The sequence below is a fragment of the Sphingosinicella sp. BN140058 genome (assembly GCF_004135585.1).
In the GTDB taxonomy this organism is placed as follows: Bacteria; Pseudomonadota; Alphaproteobacteria; order Sphingomonadales; family Sphingomonadaceae; genus Allosphingosinicella.
The window spans coordinates 3069252-3088071 of sequence record NZ_CP035501.1; the positions used below are offsets into that span (position 1 = coordinate 3069252).

Annotated in this window: 12 protein-coding genes; 5 read left to right on the top strand and 7 right to left on the bottom strand. The window is 65.1% G+C overall.

Annotation, left to right across the window (positions count from 1 at the left end; all coding sequences use genetic code 11):
- Positions 1–44 precede the first annotated feature (44 nt).
- From ETR14_RS13855 to ETR14_RS13870, 4 genes are all read right to left on the bottom strand, one after another.
- Positions 45–2921 (bottom strand): TonB-dependent receptor, encoded by a 2877-nt coding sequence (locus tag ETR14_RS13855; protein WP_129385427.1) that lies wholly within the window; start codon positions 2919–2921, stop codon positions 45–47.
- A 125-nt stretch (positions 2922–3046) separates the two neighbouring features.
- On the bottom strand, positions 3047–4096 hold the full coding sequence (locus tag ETR14_RS13860; protein ID WP_129385429.1) for a LacI family DNA-binding transcriptional regulator: 1050 nt from the start codon (positions 4094–4096) through the stop codon (positions 3047–3049).
- 28 nt (positions 4097–4124) lie between these two features.
- The gene (locus ETR14_RS13865) at positions 4125–5348 is read right to left on the bottom strand and encodes an MFS transporter (RefSeq protein WP_243455517.1); all 1224 of its coding nucleotides are present in this window, start codon (positions 5346–5348) and stop codon (positions 4125–4127) included.
- Positions 5345–6775 carry a glycoside hydrolase family 30 beta sandwich domain-containing protein gene (locus ETR14_RS13870; protein ID WP_206185832.1) on the bottom strand — a complete coding sequence of 477 codons (1431 nt, stop codon included), beginning with the start codon at positions 6773–6775 and terminating at the stop codon, positions 5345–5347. Before ETR14_RS13870 ends, ETR14_RS13865 begins: the two co-directional genes overlap by 4 nt.
- 153 nt (positions 6776–6928) lie before the next feature.
- Here ETR14_RS13870 and ETR14_RS13875 point away from each other — a divergent pair, with 153 nt between their 5' ends.
- On the top strand, positions 6929–7480 hold the full coding sequence (locus tag ETR14_RS13875) for an NUDIX domain-containing protein (protein WP_129385431.1): 552 nt from the start codon (positions 6929–6931) through the stop codon (positions 7478–7480).
- A gap of 38 nt (positions 7481–7518) precedes the next feature.
- On the opposite strand, the gene ETR14_RS13880 is transcribed toward ETR14_RS13875, so the two are convergent.
- Positions 7519–8928 (bottom strand): exopolysaccharide biosynthesis polyprenyl glycosylphosphotransferase, encoded by a 1410-nt coding sequence (locus tag ETR14_RS13880; RefSeq protein ID WP_129385433.1) that lies wholly within the window; start codon positions 8926–8928, stop codon positions 7519–7521.
- Positions 8929–9091: 163 nt separating this feature from the next.
- Positions 9092–9364 (bottom strand): hypothetical protein, encoded by a 273-nt coding sequence (locus ETR14_RS13885; RefSeq protein WP_129385435.1) that lies wholly within the window; start codon positions 9362–9364, stop codon positions 9092–9094.
- 521 nt (positions 9365–9885) lie between these two features.
- Between ETR14_RS13885 and ETR14_RS29650 the strand changes: the two genes are divergently transcribed.
- The 4 genes from ETR14_RS29650 to ETR14_RS13905 all read left to right on the top strand — a co-directional run bounded on the left by ETR14_RS29650 (position 9886) and on the right by ETR14_RS13905 (position 18209).
- Positions 9886–13278 carry a M10 family metallopeptidase C-terminal domain-containing protein gene (locus tag ETR14_RS29650; protein ID WP_129385437.1) on the top strand — a complete coding sequence of 1131 codons (3393 nt, stop codon included), beginning with the start codon at positions 9886–9888 and terminating at the stop codon, positions 13276–13278.
- A 276-nt stretch (positions 13279–13554) separates the two neighbouring features.
- Positions 13555–14406 carry a WecB/TagA/CpsF family glycosyltransferase gene (locus ETR14_RS13895; RefSeq protein ID WP_206185833.1) on the top strand — a complete coding sequence of 284 codons (852 nt, stop codon included), beginning with the start codon at positions 13555–13557 and terminating at the stop codon, positions 14404–14406.
- Positions 14407–14440: 34 nt separating this feature from the next.
- Entirely contained in the window at positions 14441–16825 is a 2385-nt protein-coding gene (locus ETR14_RS13900; protein ID WP_206185834.1) for a sialidase family protein, read from the top strand.
- Positions 16815–18209, top strand: coding sequence for an O-antigen ligase (locus tag ETR14_RS13905; RefSeq protein WP_165356441.1), 1395 nt, complete (start codon positions 16815–16817; stop codon positions 18207–18209). The genes ETR14_RS13900 and ETR14_RS13905 overlap by 11 nt, the downstream gene beginning before the upstream one ends.
- On the opposite strand, the gene ETR14_RS13910 is transcribed toward ETR14_RS13905, so the two are convergent.
- Positions 18094–18810: a hypothetical protein gene (locus ETR14_RS13910; RefSeq protein WP_129385441.1), complete on the bottom strand. Its 717-nt coding sequence runs from the start codon at positions 18808–18810 to the stop codon at positions 18094–18096. The genes ETR14_RS13905 and ETR14_RS13910 overlap by 116 nt on opposite strands.
- Positions 18811–18820: the final 10 nt, after the last annotated feature.

Here is an 18820-nt window from a genome sequence, read left to right on the forward strand (position 1 = left end):
CCATTCATGTCGGTGATGCCGGGGGTGCGGGCCGGACGGCGCGTTCAGAACCGGTAGTTGAAGCCGAGCAGGAACTGCCGGCCATATTTCTCATAGGTTTCGAGCAGGCTGGTGCCGTCCGAAGTCTTGGTCCCGCCGGTGTCGAGGCCGAGGCGGGTTCGGTAGGGAGAATCAGTCAGGTTGTTGACCTGAAAGAGGATTCCGAGCCCCTCCAGTGCGCCACTTTCGAAGGTGTAGCCGATCTGCGCATCGACCTGCTTGTCGGCGAGGATCTCGGTATAGCCACGCGTCGCGAACAGCTGCACCACCTCGCCCTTGAACGCGGACCGGTAGCGCTGGCTGATCCGGGCCTGGAATCCGCCCCGCTCGTAATAAGCCGTGATGTTGTAGATCGTTCCGGAAAGCCCCGGGATCCGCACCTCCTGTCCGTTGTCGGCGGGATTGAGGTTGGAATCGGTGAGCGACAGGCTGCCGATGAAGCCGAGACCCCGCAATGGATCGAAGATTGTGCCGAGGTCGACGGCGCCGCTGAACTCGACGCCCTTGATCGTGCCGCCATCGCCGTTCGCCGGCAGCGTGATCTGGCCGATCGGGCTGATCACGATCCCGGCCGGGATCGACGAGGCCGTCGTCGGCAGCGGGATCCCCGAGAAATTGAACAGGTCCGAGCGCTGGTAGATGTAGGTGTCGAGCTTCTTGTAGAAGCCCGCGACGGCGAAATAGGTGGTGCGGTCGACGTACCATTCATAGGCAAGGTCGAGGGCTTTGGCGCGCCACGGCTTGAGGTTCGGATTGCCGCCCGATGCGGACCAGGGATTGACCGTCTGTCCAGGCGTGCACGGCTGGCCGGAGCAGACGAGGGCGTTGAAGCCGGGCGTGACGTTGGCCCGCATCTCGTCCATTCGCGGCCTTGCCATCGTTTTGGACGCCGCAAGGCGAAGGCGATGGCCGCCGCCCAATTCCCAGATCACGTTCAGGCTCGGCAGGATGTCGGTATACGCCGCGCCCGCGCTTCGCAGGACCGGTACGATCGGCTGGCCGGGCTCGAGCCCGTTGATAACGACCCCCGTGGACCTCTGGTCTTGGTTGACGATCTGAACGCCGATATTGCCGCGCAGATTGCCGGTGCGGAAATCCGCCTTGACGAACGTGGTGACGACATCCTCCTGGATGTCCCAATTCTTGTCGAAATAATTGGCGTCGAGGATCGGCGCTCGATCGTAATAGGCCTCGAGGGCGTTCGACATGTCGACGCTCAGCACGGGGCCGAAGCCGACCCAGGCGAGGTTCGTCGGATCGACGAGATAGCGCGGATCTACGAAGACCTGCTGACGCCCGCTCTTCAGGAAGAGATCGAAATCGTCGACGCGCTTCGCCTTTGAGCGGTGGGTCCAGTTGATGCCGGCGCTGAGCTTGCGCAGGAAACCATCCATTTCATGATCGATCTCAGCGTCGATCGCACCGATGCTTTCCTCGACATCCGGAAAGCGTATCGCGCCGTCATGGCCCCATCCTCCCCACGGTGCGCGATCGCCGAGGCTGATCCGGGAGGCCTCGGCGTAATCCAGGCCGGGGCCATAGGTCGGGTAGCCGTCTTCCGACCCTTCGAAGCCGATCGTGTCGAAGGTGCGGCCGACGTCCGGAGTCGCCGGCGTGACGCCGCCGATGCCGCGTCCGTACCCCGCATAGGTTTCCAGGATCTGCTCGCGCCGCTTGTTCTTGGAATAGGAAAGATCGAGCTCGAAATGGGTGCGGGGATCGAGCGTGAACTGATTGTTGAGCCCGGCCGAGAAGATCTCGTCGTTTCGCGTGTTGTAGTCGTTGCGGAGGATCGGAACGCCATTGTGCAGCGTGCCGGAGGTGGCGATCATCGATCCGCCGCGTGTCTCCGTCTGGACGTCCGTGAAGGTGGCATTGTCCGCAAAGCCGTTGGAGAACCATTGCGCGCCGCGGGTCGTCTCCTCCTGCCGGAACTTGGAATAATAGAGATCGAGGGTCGAATGGACGGTCTCGTCCGGCTGCCACTCGACGATCGCGATACCGGCGTCGCGCCGGTTAAGCCGCGAGGTTGCAAAAACCTCCTGTCCGTTCAGCAGCAGCGCATTGTCTGCGGCGTCCGGCGTTACCGCAAAGCCGAAGGCTTCGTAGCCATAGGCCTTGTAGTGGCGATTCTGCGACGGAGAATCGAGGTGCGCATAGCCGAGAGCCACGCCGAGCGTGCCGTCGAGAAACCGGTCGATGTAGCTGAAGCTCGCACGGCCACCCCAGTTTCGGACGTCGTGGTTGAGCCGATCGCCTTCGGTCTTCTCGCCGCGGATGTTGAGCGCGATCACGCGATCCTCGAAATCGAGCGGACGTACCGTGCGAAGGTCGGCGGTGCCGGACAGGCCCATGCCGGAGATTTCCGCGTCGGGCGTCTTGTAGATGACGACGCTGCCGAGCAGTTCGGAAGGGTATTGGTCGAACTCGACGGCGCGATTGTCGCCCGAGCTCGCCTGCTGACGTCCGTTGAGCAGGGTGGTGGTGAAATCGGGAGCGAGACCGCGGATCGAGATCACCTGCGCACGGCCGTTGACCCGCTGCGCGGCGAGGCCCGGCAGACGCGCGATCGATTCGGCGATGCTGACGTCCGGAAGCTTGCCGATATCCTCGGCAGAGATCGCCTCGACGATCGAGGTTTCCTCACGTTTGAGGTCGATCGAGCGCGCCAGGCCGCCGCGGATACCGGTGACGATGATTTCCGTCTCGCCGCCGGCATTTCCCTGGTCGCCGGACGGCTCGGCAGTGGCGGCCTGAGCGTCACCCTCGACACTCGTCTCCTGCGCCTGCGCGGCGGAGGCGAACGCGAGGGCCGAGAGAGCGGCACCGCCGCAAAGTCCGAGGCGCCGAGTCCGAGTGCGTGCGTTATGGCGTTGTTTCACGTCATCCCCCCTGATCCCGCGGTCATCTTCGTGCCGCTTGTGGCTTCCAGCGCCCGCACCTTATTGGCGTCGAGCAGGCTGGAAGCGCTTCCAATAGACGATAGTGGAAGCGCTTCCAACTGTTATTATCGCCTTGGCGCTGCCGCCGACTGGCGCTCCACGATGTGGTGTGAAATCAACGAGAGGATCGGAGCGGGCCGCCGCCGCTCCCGCTCGGTCAGCGCCTCGATGGCCAGTTCCGCAGCGCGCCGCCCCATCTCCCGGATCGGCTGGTGAACTGTGGTAAGCGGCGGCCAGATGATTTCGGAGACCGGCGTATCGTCGAAGCCGGTGACGGAAATGTCGCGAGGTATGTCGAGGCCGAGCTTGTGCGCGGTCAGCGTGGCTCCCGCCGCCATGTCGTCATTGGCGCAAACCAGCGCGGTCGGACGCTGCGCCTGCGCGAGGATCGCTTCCGCGCAGGCGATCCCGGAATGGAAGGTGAAGTTGCCGCGTTCGACGACGATGTCCTCGAGGCCGAGCCCATGCTGCTCGATCGCCTTCAGGAATCCTTCGAACCGGCCTTCCGCCGAAACATGGCCTTCGATGCCGAGGATGAAGCCGAAGCGACGGTGGCCGAGCCCGAAGAGATATGCGCCGATGTCGCGCCCGGCCTCAAAATCGTCGATCCCGACCGACGGCGCCACCGCGCGGGCAGAAGGGCCGGCCGAGATCGAAATGACGATTGCGCCATCGCCACCGACGGCTCGGATGAGGGCGACGTCGTCGGAAAAAGGCGGCGTCAGAATCACGCCTTCGTAGCGGCCCTCGGCGACGAGCGCGCGGACGCGAGCGCTGCGGTCCGGCGCATTCTGGTTGATGCTGTGGTTCGAGAGATGAAAGCCGTGCTCTGCGCAGGCACGCATTGCGCCGAGCTCGAGGCCGGCATGATAATAGGAATTGGGCTCGGTATCGAGATCGGAGGCGTGGATCAGGGCGATTTCCCGCTTGGCACCGATGGCAAGACTGCGCGCCTGCTCGTTCACGCGGAAGCCGAGCTCTTCCACGGCGCGCATCACCTTCTCGCGCACTTCGGGCCGGACATTGGGGCCGTTGTTCAGGACTCGGGAGACGGTGGTGCGCCCGACGCCTGCAACCCGGGCGACGTCGTCGATGGTCGCTTTCTTGCCCGTCAAGCCTCGTTCCCCCTGTTCCGTTTCCGTCTTAGGCCGCCCGCTTCGCCAGTGACAAGACGCCGCTGGATTGGCGGACGCACAGAAGTGCGAACAGGAGGATGTAGAGATAGGCCGCGAAGGGCGCCCAGAAGGCGAACGCGATGCCGATCCGATCGGCGATCTGGGCGGCAAGCAGCGGCACCGGCGCGCCGAAGGCAATGCCGAGGCATAGCAGGCCCGACGTCGACGGCACCGAAGCGTGTGAGCGTTCGAGCGTAAGCGCGAAAATGGTTGGGAACATGATCGCGTTGAACAGCCCGATCGACAAGGCGGCGTAAGCCGCAATCGGGCCGCTTCCCCCCATTGCGACGGCACAGAGCGCAGCGGCGACCGTCGCTGCGCCGACCAGCAGTCGCGCGGCCGGCACGCGGATCATCAGCAGCGCGCCCAGCAACCGTCCGGCGAGGGCACCACCCCAGTAGAAGGCTGCCAGGCGGTAGCCGGCCTCGGCGAGTGAGAGACCCAGACGCTCCGGGGCGGCGAGAAAGTTGATCATCAGACTGCCGATCGTCACCTCGGCGCCGACATAGAAAGCGATCGCTGCCGCGCCGGTCAGGGCCCAGCGTGACCGGAAGGCGGCCGAGATGCTGTCCTCCGTACTTGCGGGAACCCCTGCCGCCGCTGACAGGATCGGCCGGCGGAAATGCCAGATGCCGGCCGCGAGCAGCGCCATCCCTCCTGCCAGCATCAGAAAGGCGTCCTGAACCGAGTGAAGATCGTCGAGGCCGCCGCGCAGGATCATCCTTGCGCCGAAATACACGCCGCAGATCATGCCGAGAGAGTTGAAGAACTGCGCGAGGGTGAGACGAAAGTGGCTTCCCTCCGGTGGCCCTGCAAAGGCGGCGATCGGGTTGGCCGCGACCTGCAGCGTGGTGATCCCGCCGCCGGCCACGAACAGACCGGAGAGCACCAGCCGATAATCATGGACGAGCCGGGTCGCCTGGATGATCAGGCAGCCTGCGATCATCGCACACAAAGCGGCGATGATGGTCCGCGCCGGTCCGAACCGGGCGAGCAGCCGGGCGGCGGGCAAGGAGACCAGGCCGAAGGCGATGAAGGAGACGATCTGCGTCAGCAACGCTTCGGTGTAGCTGAGCCGGAAGATCGCCCGAAGGGCGGCGACGAGGGGGTCGTTATTCGCCGCCAGAAATCCCCAGGCGAAGAACAGGCTGACGACAGGCGCGAAGCCGGTGCCGGCAATCCGTTTCGTCACTTGCGCGCAGGCCAGCGGAACGTCGCGGCGGCATGCGGCGCCAGCCGCGTTCGGAAGTGGCGACCGCCCTCGGCAACGCCGACTTCCGTCGCCTGGCTGCCCGCGTTGAATGCCAGCAGGACATGGGCGCCTCCATCTGCGAACGCGACGGTCAGCACCTCGCCGACAGGACTGGTCGACTCGATGCGGCGCGCGCCGGGGCGGACGAAGCGGCTGAGGTGCCCGAGTGCGTAATATTCGGGATTGCGGGTGACTTCGCCGGTGCCGCTGTCGATCGTCACCACGCCGCGGCAATCGCCGCAGCCGCCGAGGTGCGGACCATGTTTCTCGTCGAGCGCCAGATTCCACATCAGCACGCCGCGCGCCCAGTGCCGCGTGGCGCCGACGATCAGATTCCGCATCGTCCAGGGCCATGCTTCCGTCCAGGCCGGCGACCATTCGCCGCCCGAGCATTCGGTGAAGAAGACGTCCTTGTCCGGATGGCGGTCACGCACCTTGCTCTGCGCCGAGACGTCGCCGCCATAGCAATGCCAGGCGACGCCGGCGACGAAGCGGGCCGCCTTTGCGTCAGCGAGCACCGCGAGCGGCTGCTCCGGCTGGTCCCAATTGTGATCCCAGTCCAGGATTCTTGTGGACAGACCGGCACGGGCGAATTCCGGCCCGACATGGTCGCCGATGATCGTTGCCCGTTGCGCCGGGGACAGGCGCATGCCGGGATAGTTTTCGGGCTCGAAATCCGGCTCGTTCTGGATGCTGAGATAGTGGACCGGCACGCCTTCGGTTGCGAACGCCTCAACGGTTCTGCGCAGGTATTCGGCGAAGGCCGGATAGTAAGCGTCGCGCAGCGTGCCTTTGACCATCGAGTCGCTGGTCTTCATCCAGCCGGGCGCACTCCACGCCGTCGCCATGATCTTGAGCTCGGGATTGATCGCAAGGGCGGCGCGGGCGGTGGGCAGCACCTCTGCTCTGGCGATGTCGATCGAGAAGTTGCGTAGTTCCGGATCCGTTTGCCCGGCAGGCATGTCGTCATAGCTGCGATGGCTGAGCGAGAAATCCGAGCCGCCGATGGTGAGGCGGGTGAATGCGAAGCCGATGCCGCCATCGCGCCCAAACAGATCCCGGAGCAAGGCAGCACGGGCGCTCGGTTCGAGCCGCTGGATCACGAAGGCCGAAGCATCGGTGATCGAAGCGCCGAACCCGACCATCTCCTGATAGTGATGCGAAGGATCTACGCGGATGGCATCCTCGGGCGTGCCGGGCTGCCACGCCAGCTCCGGCTGCTGCGCAAGTCGGGCGCTGCCGTCCGGCACAGTCAGCCAGCTTTCGACCTCGCCGCGGCCGCCCGGACCCGCGGCGCAGCCGGCGAGAACGAGGGCGACGATCGGGACGGCGGCGCGTGCCATCCTGCTCCGGAGTGTCTCGGCCACGCATTCCTCTCCCGCTATGGCGCCGATCCGACGCTCGCGAACGGGGTTAGCCGCGCCCGGGTGCGAAGCTCAAGCGCCTGCACGCCCCTCCGGCTTGCCCGATGACGCGCAGGCAGACAGAGGAGGGGCTTCGATCCCCTGGAGCGAGCCGATATGTGGCGTTTCCTGATTCGCGTCGCGGTAACGACGTTCCAGCGCGCGCGCACTGCAATCTGGTTCGTCACACGGCCCGAAGCGCTCGGTGTCCATGCGGTCGTGCTGACCCCGGCCGGCAGGATCGTGCTCGTGCGGCAGACCTATTCCCCGGGTTGGCGGCTGCCCGGCGGTGGGCTCAAACTGCGCGAAGCGCCGGAAACGGCAATCGTGCGCGAACTGCGCGAGGAACTGCGTCTCGCCGACTACGCCGACATCCGGCACATCTGCAATTTCGAGCACAGGCCCGAATACCGGCGGGGTCTGGCTGCCTTGTTCCTGGTCGAGAGGGCGGTCTACGACGGGCGGCCGTCACTGGAGATTGAAGCCTTCGGCGAGTTCGCACCCGACGCGCTTCCGCCCGAAGCAACACGGCTGACCCGCTTGCTGATTGCGGCCGCGACGGCCGGCGGGGGCTGGCAGGAAGCGGAGAGCGGCGCCGCCGCGGACGAGATCGGCGATGCCTTTGTGCGCTTGCTGCCGCCGGATCTCGCCGCGTTCCCCGGGGGCTAAGCGTTCTGTATGCCGGCGGCGCCGGGCGCCGCCGCTTCTCAGAAAGCGTTCTTGTGGGCGACGACGCGCAGCGTGTTCACCAGGATCGCGACGTCGCGCCAGATGTCCCAGCCCTGGATATATTCCATGTCGGACTGGAGGCGATCGGTGAGATCGGTCGCCTCGACCGTCGCGCCGCGATAGCCGCGCACCTGGGCGAGGCCGGTGATCCCCGGCTTGAGCTGGTGGCGCAGCCAGTAGGTCTCGTCCACCTGCCAGAACAGGCGGTTGCCGGCGAGCGAACCAAGCGCATGCGGGCGCGGACCGACGAGGCTCATGTCGCCCATCAGCACGTTGAGGAGCTGAGGCAGTTCGTCGACGCTGGTCGCGCGAATGATTCGGCCGAAGCGGGTGATGCGATCGTCGTCGCGCGAGGCGGAGCGGGAGCCGTTGGCATCGCAAAGATCGGTTCGCATGCTCCGGAACTTCAACACCTGGAACAAGCGGTTGCCGCGGCCCACCCGATTCTGGCGGAAGAAGACCGGACCGGGCGACTCGAGCTTGATGATCAATGCGACGAGGGCAAAAACCGGCATCAGAGCGATGATCAGCGGCACTGCGACGGCAAGATCGAGAAGGCGCTTCTGCATCCGGTTGGCAAGACTGAGAGGCTGCCGGGCGACGACCAGAGTGTCCTTGCCTTCGAAGGTCTGCATGGCGATCGCGCCGACCTCGTTGGCTTCGTCGAGCAGGATCTCGCCGTCGACATTGGCGCCCTTGAGGAGCAGCGCCCAGGCACGATGATTCTCGCTCCGGCTGTCGATCAGCACCCGATCGAATGCCTGGACGATCGTGCCGAAATAGCTGAGCATCTTCGGATCGTTGAGGTCCGGACGCAGGCCGATCTGATCGGCGTCGACGACCGTCGCGGTGCCGAAATGGCTGCGCATCGGCTTGCCGTGAAGGATGACGAGCTCGTCGAGCAACGTGCCGCCGGCGAGGCGGTGGGCGTAACGCGGGAAGTAGATGCGCCCGGCGATCATCAACGCCGCTGCGGCCGCGGTGCCGGCAGCGAAGTTGAGGCGAGAAATTTCCGCCCCGCTCTTCAGGAAGAAGGCGACGACCAGCACCATAAATGTCGCACTTGCGAAGGCGAAGAGCGAACGCCGGATCCCCTCCACCGCACGCGACAGGGCGTCGCGCGAATAGACCCCGCGCATCACCGCCACCGCCCCGTAGATCAGGGCCACGGCCGCCGATGCCCAATAATCCCCACCGGGATAGCCAAGCGCGACGAGAACGTTCGTCGCCAGCATCGGCCCGATCAACAAGGCTGCGACATCGAAACCGAACATCTTGCCGTACAGCATGACGCGCAGCGTCTTGCGAGAGAAGCCGGACTGCTTCAGCCCGCCGGCATTGTTCGCCTTTGCGGCAGCGATAAAACTCTGTTGGATACTGGCTTCCATTAGGCGAACCCCCAAGCGTCGCTTCGGATGCGATATGCACGACACATTGTGCAGTGCAATATATGTACCGCCTTTCGACGCAGATCGCTAGGGGGAATCACGGCGGCGCGCTGCAGTGCAGCACGCTCCGTCCCGAAATTGGACCGTTTGAGGGGTGGAACGCCTAAAGGAAGAGGCTGATCAGCCCCGCAGTGGCGGCGACGAGCGCGACCGGGCCAGCGTAGCGCGAAGTCTGAGAGATCATCCATTCCGCGCGCGCGTCGAGTGCCGAGCGCGGCGGCAGAACCAGTTCCAGCCGTTCCGCCTGCAACCGCTGGGCGAGGTCGCGCTGCAGCTCGTGCGCGGGGCTGAGGGTCTCGCTTGGGGGGAGGGCGAAGGGCGATTCGGGCGCGATGACCTGGGTCTTCGTCTCGCTTCGTACTTGACGCTTGGCCATTGCAACATCGCTCCTCGGGTCGAGGGCCTCGCACTATCGGTAAAGTAGTTGATCAAAGGTTAATGTGCTTAGGTGGAGGTCCCGGCATTGGGTGCTCCTGGACAAGTCATGTCGTGCCCAAGACACCTGCCAGTACCGGTCCGCCGCTCAACCATGGTAATCCATTCCGCTAGGCGAGGTGGTCTCTAAATCCCTGCTACTCCGCTGTTGTCCTACTATGCCTATTTCTAATCTTGTTAGATAGCCCTGCCGGGCATGGTTAACATCTGTAAACCCCACAACGATGAAGCATGGCTGTTGAGCAGATTCTGTTGCAGCTGCGAGGGAACGGCTGCTTCTTGTTGGCGCCCTGACGTGCTTAACAGCGTCTTACGAGAAAAAGTGTGCAACGCACCCAAGAGCTTAGGCCGCAGTCTGACTGACCATTATTGTGTGGTTAATGCGAAGATAAGCCTAACCGCAAACCATGTTGCAATGCGGGACTGACTAGGACGGCGGCACCAGAACTTGGAAACCCCGTCATGTACGTGTCTGCAAAAAGCACCGAACTCAAGCTTTCCGCGAAGTCCCTAAACTGGGTCTCAGCGACTGGGTCCAATGTCGTCCGCAACGGAACCGCTCTCGGCGACACGTTTCAGGGCTTGGTCGGCGATGTTCTGGTCGGCGGGCTGGGCGACGACATCTATCATCTCTGGGCGAACACCGCCACGGCAACGGAAACCGCGGGGCAGGGGGTGGACACGGTCTATGCTTATTACTGGGGAGCGGCGACGCTTGCCGCCAACGTCGAAAATCTGATCCTCAACGGCAAGGGCCTGACTTCGGGCACCGGAAACGCACTCGACAACATCATCGTCGCAGGCGGGATCGGCGCAACCCTGAACGGTCTAGGCGGAGACGATGTTCTGGTCGGCGGCGTCGGCTCCGACATCTTCGTAGTCGCCGCCGGCAACGGCTCCGATGCGATCTACGGCTTCACGCCTGGCTATGACATGGTTCGGCTCACTGGCTACAGCCTATCCGACTTCGGCCAGATCGTGTCGCGTGCCCAGCAGCTTGGCGGCGACGTCAAGATTGCCCTCGGCAATGGCGAATCTCTTGTCCTTCGCGATATCTCGCTCAGCGATCTCGATCCCAGCGACTTCGGGTTCGCGCTTCCCAAAGCGCCCGTTCCATCCAGCTATTTTCAGATGGCGGGGTCCGATCGCGGCTTCAACGCCAACGGCTGGTATGTGTTGACCAACGCCTGGGGGGCGGGTGCCCTCAAATATGGCAGCGATTACAACATCGATGTCTCGTTCAACAAGAACGACATGACGAGCGGTACAACCTTCAACTGGTCGTTTCCCTACGTGACGGAAGGTGCCGCGCCGATCCGTGCCTATCCCAACGTTCTGTTCGGAGTCGCGCCGCAGGGCGAATTGATCAACCCGACCGACACGTCGCATGTTTTTCCCGTCCGCGTCGGAAGTCTCGCCGGTCTGACGGCGACCTATGACGTGACGATGCGTGGAACGGTCGGCGGCTACAACGTGGCCTACGATATCTGGTTCAGTACCAAGCATGACGGAACCAGGCCGACGATCACCAACGAGGTCATGATCTGGGTCCACAAGGGTGACGTCCAACCGTTCGGAAGCGTGATCGGCACCTACACCGATGGCACATTCACCGCGACCATCTACCGGGACGGAATTTATACGGCGGTCGTCGCGGACAAGGACGTGCTCGTCGGCACGCTCGACATCGGAAAGGTGATCGCCCATCTGCAATCGCTCGGCATCGTCACCGCCGATGAGTATCTCTCATGCATCAATTTCGGCGCTGAAGTGATCTCGGGCATCGGATCGATCACCGTCAACAATCTCGATCTGAACGTCCGCACCGCGAGCGGCACTGGGACGGTCGAGACGCTGGTCACCGGCGCCGGTGCCTCCGTGATCGCGCAGCCGTCCCGGCCCGCCACCGTTCCAGCGCCGGCGCCACCGGTCGATTCGATTCACGATATCCTCCACGGCACCACCGGGGCCGACACGCTGAAGGGCGGCCTCGGTAACGACATCTATTATGCGGATGCCAATGATACGATCGTCGAGAAGTTGGGCGAGGGGACGGATGAGGTCCGAACGGCGGCTTCCTCGTTCACGCTGAGCGACAACGTGGAAAATCTCACCGCGACGGGTGCGACCGGTCAGGTGCTGAAGGGGAACAGCCTGGCCAATGTCATCACCGGTGGCGCCGGCAACGACGTTCTCGACGGCGCCGGTGGCGCGGATACGCTCCAGGGTGGCATGGGTGATGATGTCTACATCGCGGACAGCGACGACGTTCTGATCGAAGCAGCCAACGAGGGTATTGACGAGGTTCGCACGTCGGCCGCCAGCTACACCCTTGCGGCCAACATCGAGCGTCTCATCGGCACTGCGAGCAAGGGTCAGATACTCACCGGCAACGATGCCGCCAACGTGATCACCGGCGGCGCCGGCGTGGACACGCTGATCGGAGGTGGCGGCAACGACATTCTCACGGGTGGTGCCGGGGCGGACACGATGAAGGGCGGTGCCGGCGACGACGTCTACGTTGTCCAGGGTTACGACATTCTGTTCGAAGCCGCGAACGAAGGCATCGATGAAGTGCGGACGCCCGGCGCCACCTACACGCTCGGCGCCAATTTCGAGAACCTTACCGGTATAAGGGAGCTTGGCTCGATCTTCATCGGAAACGGCCTTGCCAATGTAATCACCGGGAATATCGGCAACGACACGCTCGATGGGGCGGGCGGTGCGGATACGCTTCAGGGCGGCCTTGGCGACGATCTCTATATCGCCGACGCCACCGACATACTGATCGAGGCGCCAGGCGCGGGAACCGACGAAGTGCGAACCGCTGCGGCGAGCTTCACCCTCGCGGAGAACTTCGAGTTGCTCACCGGCACTGCCGGCACCGGCCAGATCCTCACCGGCAACGGTGCCGCCAATACGATCACCGGCGGCACGGGAGCCGACACGCTGAGCGGGGGCGGCGGCGACGACCTTCTCGACGGCGGCGCTGGAGCGGACACCCTGAAGGGGGGCGCGGGTGACGACGTCTACATCGCGGACAGCACCGATGTTCTGATCGAAGCAGCCAACGAGGGTATCGACGAGGTTCGCACGTCGGCCGCCAGTTACACCCTTGCGGCCAATTTCGAGCGTCTCATCGGCACTGCGAGCAAGGGTCAGATCCTCACCGGCAACGATGCGTCCAACGTGATCACCGGCGGCGCCGGTGCGGACACGCTGACCGGTGGAGGAGGCAACGACATCCTGACCGGCGGTGCCGGGCCGGACACGATGAAAGGCGGCGCCGGCGACGACGTTTACATCGTCCAGGGTTACGACATTCTGTTCGAAGCGGCCAACGAAGGCATCGATGAAGTGCGCACGCCCGGCGCCACCTTCACGCTCGGCGCCAATTTCGAGAACCTTACCGGCCTACGGGAGCTTGGATCCATCTTCATTGGGAACGGCGTTGCCAATGTGATCACTGGGAACATCGGCAACGACACGATTGCTGGCCTCGGCGGCGCTGACACGCTGATCGGCGGTGCCGGCAACGACGTGTTCGAATATCGCGATGTCGGCGACTCCACCCGTGGCCAGCGCGACGTGATCGCCGATTTCGCGGTGGGCGACCGGATCTCCCTTGCGGGAATCGATGCGAACAGCAGTGCCAACGGCGATCAGGATTTCCGCTTCGTCGGCGCCGCGGCGTTCAGCGGTAAGGCCGGCGAGCTTCGCGTCTTCGAGGACATGTCCAAGGCGGGCACCTGGTTTGTCGAAGGTGACGTCGACGGTGACCGCATTGCCGACCTTTCGATCTCCGTGGTCGTGTCAGGCGGCCATCAGATGAACGCTGCGGATTTTTGGTTCTGAGGAGCGATCGACCGAACAGGGTCGATCGTCCGCCACGCCCGGCATTTGGTCCCTCTTTCCCACCCGTCGGCCCTTGTGCATTGTCCCGCCGTGGGACATTCACCCTTGAGCGGTCGTGGACCGATCTTCTCGTACAATCGTTGCGTGGAGTAGGGGCCTACGGGCTAGCGGGGGACATCGGCGCAGTGGTAGAAATATTCGTCGCGCGGGCGTTGCGCGGGCTCCGGGTGGGGTTAGGGAGCATGGCTTTTGTCGGCCGTTGGTGGAGCAAGGGCCATGAGCGAAAACTCTGATGCCTCGTTCGAGATGGCGTTACCGGCCGCGTACCGGCCTAGTGTTGAGGCAACCGGGTTGAAGCGAAGCGATTCTCTCGTTCGGGCGCGGCTTGGCGGCATACAGACCGCCCGTGTGACCCGTTCGCAGCTAGCCGACATCATGCTGGAGGATGTGCAATCTGCCCGCGCCGGGCTGTTGCGGCTGCCCCGCGTCATCGTCGCTTCGAACGGCTCGGTGATCGCGCGCTATCATTCCGATCCGCAATTCCGTGCGTTGATCGATGCCGCCGATCTCGTCGATCCGGACGGAATGCCGCTGGTGCTGGCGAGCCGGTTGCTTTGGAAGCGACCCTTGACCGAGCGGGTCGCCACGACCGATTTCATCCATGATGCGTGCCGGGTGGCGGTGGAGCAGGGCTTGCGATTCTACTTCCTGGGCGCGCGACCCGGCGTTGCCGATCGCGCCGCCGATCGCTTGCGTGCACTCCATCCGGGCGTTCAGATCGTCGGCAGCCGGCACGGCTATTTCGGTGCGGACGAGGAAGAGGAGATCTGCGCCACGGTGCGGAGTTCCGGCGCTGACGTGCTTTGGCTCGGCCTGGGCAGCCCGGCGCAGGAATCCTTCGCCATTCGCCGTCGTGCCTCACTGGCCGGGCTCGGCTGGATCCGGACGTGCGGCGGGATGTTCGACCATTATACCGGACTGGTGCCGCGGGCACCGCAGTGGATGCAGAATGCCGGGCTTGAATGGTTGCACCGATCGATGCTCGAGCCTGCACGGCTCGGCGTTCGCTATCTGAAGACCAATCCTGCCGCCGTCTGGCATCTGCTCACCAAGAGCTACGAACGGTGATGCGAGGCCAGGGTCGCCAGGCTTGCTGAAGATCATGTCGCATCTTGCGAGCCTTGCCGATGATCGTACCGGGGGACGCATCGGCCGCCGCACCTTCTTGTGGGCCGGCATCGTTGCGGCCGTTCTGTTGCTGCTGATTCTCCTTGCGCTCACCGCCCGCGCGCCGGTCGCTGCGGGCCCGCCGAAAGCCGCCGCCCACGACGGCCGCCCAGTGCCGGACGAGCGGTATTTGTGGCGGCCGGTCGCGATCGGAGGCGGCGGCTTCATCACCGGCCTGTCGATCGACGATGCCGGTCGGACGATGGTGGCGCGCGCCGACGTCTATGGCGCCTATGTGTGGCAGCCGGAGATCGATCGCTGGCGGCAGTTGGTGACGGCGCAGTCTATGCCGGCGGAGGATGTCGGGCAGAACCGAGTCGCCGACGGAGTCTACGAAATTGCGGTAGCGCCTTCCGACGCGCGGCGGCTGTACATGGCGATCAAGGGCCGGCTCTACTGGTCCTCCGATCGCGGTGCGCATTGGCAGCGGGGTCGAACTGCCGGCCCTGCGTTCGCCTTCGATGCCAATGCGCCGACGCGCTTCAACGGTCCGTTTCTGGCCGTCAGTCCGGCCAACCCCGACATCGTCCTCTTCGGGTCTCCGGAAAACGGTGCGTGGCGAAGCGCCGATGGCGGCCGCACCTGGGCGCCGGTCACGAGCCTGCCCAAAGGCGGCGCCGCGCCGGCGAAGCTCGCCGCGGGCGCAACTTTCTGGTTCGAACGAAAGCAAGGGGGCAGACCGCGAGTCTTTGCGATGGTGCCGGGCAACGGCATATTCGTGTCCGCGGATGATGGTGCGCGATTCGTGCCCCTGCCCTCGACGACTCCCGCGCCGCGGCGGCTGAAGCAAGGCAGCTTCGCACCCGACGGCAGTTTCTACGGCGTCGACGATGCCGGTCGCAAGATCTGGCGCTATCGCAGCGGCCGCTGGGAAGATCTTAGCGGCCGTCCCGGATTGTCGCCCCGCGCCTTTGCCACGATCGCCATCGATCGCAAGTCCGGCGACATCCTCGTCGCCGATCAGGGGGGACGTGCCCTGCGTGGCGCCCCCGATGGACAGACCTGGTCCCGCATGCGCCGCGACGTCGCGGTCGGCGAGGGCGATCCGCCGTGGCTTCGGGTCGCCGACGGCGGATGGGTCTCGACGGCCGCGATCGTCGCCGATCCGCAGACCTCGGGGAAGTTCTGGATCGCGTCGGGTGTCGGGCCAATGGTGACCAGCCTTGCGCCCGGCGGCGGATCGATGACCTGGACCACCCAGGTGCGCGGCATCGAAGAACTCGTCGCCAACGACGTCATTCAGCCCCGCGGCGGCTCGCCGCTGTTCGCCGCCTGGGATTTCGGGATCCACGTCAAAGACGATCTCGACGCCTATTCGACCACGTACGGGCCGAAGGAGCGGGTGCTGATCGCGGCGCAGCAGATCGACTGGAGCCCCGCCGATCCGCGGTTCATCGTCACCAACGCCTCGGATACGCGAACCTCCTGCTGCTCCGAAGACGGCGATGCCGTGCTGGCCGGCTACAGCATGGATGGCGGCCGCAGCTGGACGAAGTTTCCGAGCCTGCCGCAGCCGCCAGGCACGCGCGGCGACGATCCCTGGCGGATGGCGATGGGAATGATCGCGGTTTCCGCGAACAGCGTCGACAACATCGTGTGGATGCCGACTTACTTCCGCTCCGCTTTCTACACTCTCGACCGTGGGCGGACCTGGAGCCGGGTCGTGCTCCCGGGTGAGAAACTGCCCTTCACCGGCACGCACGGGCAGTGGTTCATGCCGCGAAAGGTGCTCGCCGCCGATCGGGTGCGGCCGGGCACCTTCTACCTTTTCCACAGCGGCAACGGTCGCAATCCCGGGCTCCGCGGGCTGTGGCGGACGAGCGATGGCGGCGTTCGATGGACACGCGTCTTCGCCGGCGAGATCGCACCGGCAAACGGGGCCGCGGCCAAGTTGCGGGTGGTGCCGGGCAAGGCCGGCCATCTGTTCTTCACCGCGGGTTTCGACGGTCCCCAGGACAGCCGCCTGCGTCGGAGCATCGACGGCGGGGAACATTGGAGCATTCTCGACGGCGTCGATCGTGTCGACGACATCGCCTTCGGCAAGGCGGCGGCGGGCGCTCGTTACCCGACCATGTTCCTGTCCGGCCAGGTGCGCGGATCCTACGGCATCTGGCGTTCGATCGACGAAGGCCGAAGCTGGCAGCGGGTCGGGGCCTTCCCGGTCGGGTCGCTCGACCAGGTCAGCGTCGTCGGTGCGGACCCGGACGTCTTCGGCCGGGTCTATCTCGGCTTCAAGGGCTCCGGCTGGGTTTATGGTGAGCCGGCCGGGTGCGGCGCCGCTTCGGTCGGGCCGGCGCGGGAATGCTACGATGTCCACTAGGGCGCTTGGGACTGCTGCCGGGACACGGCCGTTGCGGCATCGCGGCGGCCCTGCACTGGCACCGAGCGCCTCGGCATCGATCGGCGCTGCATTGCTGTTCAGCATCGGCATCACCTTCAATGGCCTGAACAGTCCCGCCGGCAACGCCATCGCATGCCTGCTGGCCGCGGGGATCCTGAGCCTGCTGCTGGGCTTGTGGCCGGCGCCCGCCGCCTTCTGGCGGCAGAGCCTGCCGGCCCTTGCATTGGTCGGCGCTGCCGGAGCCTGGGCGTCGCTGCCGGCCTGGGCGCCGCAGTGGGGCGGCGACGATGCGCTTGCGCCCGACATCATGCTGCCGGCTCTTCTCGGACTGTCCGGCCACCTCGTTGCCCTGCTCTGCGGTGCCAGGATTGGCGCGCGCCGCCACAATCTTGCCGTGGCAATGGACGCGCTAATCCTGTTCGGCTGCGTCAATGCCGTGATCGGTCTGATCCTGAGGGCCTGGGGCGCGGACCTCGCGTTCGAGCTGTGGCGCGAGCGGCCTGACGCCCGCTTCACCGGAACCCTCAGCAATGCCAACGTGGCGGGGGCTTATTTCGGTCTGCTGGCGGTGCTTGCACTGGCAAGGCTGATGGAAGCGCGGCCCGCCGGAGGCTTCGCACGCGCCGATGGCCACGCCGCTTTGGTGCGCTTCTGTGCCTTGGCGATCGCGCTCACCATCCTGATCGGCGCCTGTGCGCTGACCGGATCGCGATCGGCGAACGTCGCGACCATTGCGGCACTCGGGATGCTGCCACTCTGGCGGGCTGCACGCCGGCGTGGGGCAGGCGGCTGGTTCGGCCTGTTCATCGCGGCTTCGCTGGTCCTGCTGGTGGCAGCGTTCGGCCTCTCCGATCTCGTGCTCGATCGTCTCGCGATCGCGTCCGACGAGTTCGCCCTTCGCGTGCTGATGTGGAGGCAATATGCGTCGCTGGCGGAGGCCGCGCCCCTGCACGGCTATGGACTGGGTGCGTTTCCGGTACTCAACGCCTATGCGCTTTCGGATCCGCGGCTGGCGCAGGCCCTGTGGATGGTGAATTCCGCGCACAATCTCGTTCTGCAACTGCTGCTGCAGGGCGGCTTTCCCTACCTGATCCTGATGACATTGGCGGCCTTGTGGGTCGGCTATGGCATCATCGTGCGAGGGATGAGGGACGATTGGCGCTGCGGATCGGACGCCGTCGTGATCGCAGTTTTTGTCGTCTTCGCCTGCGCGATGATCGACATTGCGCTCGACGTGCCGGCGATGGTCAGCCTGACGATGTTCCTGGTTGGGCTGGCATGGGCACCGGGCCGCGACGCCAATCGCTATCGCCGGAGCGAACGGCATACCAGCGCAGCAGGAACGGCCGGTAGGCAGGGCTGAGACGCATCAGTCCGAAAACGTGAGTCCGATCCTGAGGCCGCAGGCGGACGTACCAGACCGCTTCGTTGATCAGCCGATCGCGTGCAACCGGCGGCAACAGGTCCCAGCACCAAAGGCCCATCTCGATCCTCCATCGCGACGCGTCCTTCAGATAGGGCGCACCGCGATAGCTCTCCGCCAGTGCCGAGGCGATCGCCGACATCGATTCGGGTTGGCGCAGTGATTCGGCGAAGGCGGTTACGACCGCGGCATCGCCCCAGGTGGCACGTGCGGTTCGCGCAGCGGCCAGCTCCCCCTCCGCCTCCTGGCGCAGCCGCTGTGCCGCGCCGGCATCGGGGGTGGTCTGCGCAGTCCGAAGAAGGAAGATTGCGCGAAGCAGGCGCGCCCGCGGCGCGGCGGTTCCTGCTGGGTCAGGCGCTGCCGGGCTCGGCTCGCCCCGCTCGAATGCGCGCTGCTGACGCTGCAGGGATGACGTCCAACGCTCGACGTCGAGCTCCTGCCGGAGGGCAAACAGGGCGGCCATGGAGACCAGGCCCAGCAGGCCGATGGCGCCATAGCTCAGGTGGCGCGACGACCGCGATATGGCCGGCCGCGCGCGCACGCGGCCGGCT

Excerpts from the sequence above, each read along its gene's own strand:
- ETR14_RS13895 (WP_206185833.1), top strand. The coding sequence starts at position 13,555 with ATGAGCGAAAACTCTGATGCCTCGTTCGAGATGGCGTTACCGGCCGCG.
- ETR14_RS13900 (WP_206185834.1), top strand. The coding sequence starts at position 14,441 with ATGTCGCATCTTGCGAGCCTTGCCGATGATCGTACCGGGGGACGCATC.
- ETR14_RS13905 (WP_165356441.1), top strand. The coding sequence starts at position 16,815 with ATGTCCACTAGGGCGCTTGGGACTGCTGCCGGGACACGGCCGTTGCGG.
- ETR14_RS13875 (WP_129385431.1), top strand. The coding sequence starts at position 6,929 with ATGTGGCGTTTCCTGATTCGCGTCGCGGTAACGACGTTCCAGCGCGCG.
- ETR14_RS29650 (WP_129385437.1), top strand. The coding sequence starts at position 9,886 with ATGTACGTGTCTGCAAAAAGCACCGAACTCAAGCTTTCCGCGAAGTCC.
- ETR14_RS13880 (WP_129385433.1), bottom strand. The coding sequence starts at position 8,928 with ATGGAAGCCAGTATCCAACAGAGTTTTATCGCTGCCGCAAAGGCGAAC.
- ETR14_RS13885 (WP_129385435.1), bottom strand. The coding sequence starts at position 9,364 with ATGGCCAAGCGTCAAGTACGAAGCGAGACGAAGACCCAGGTCATCGCG.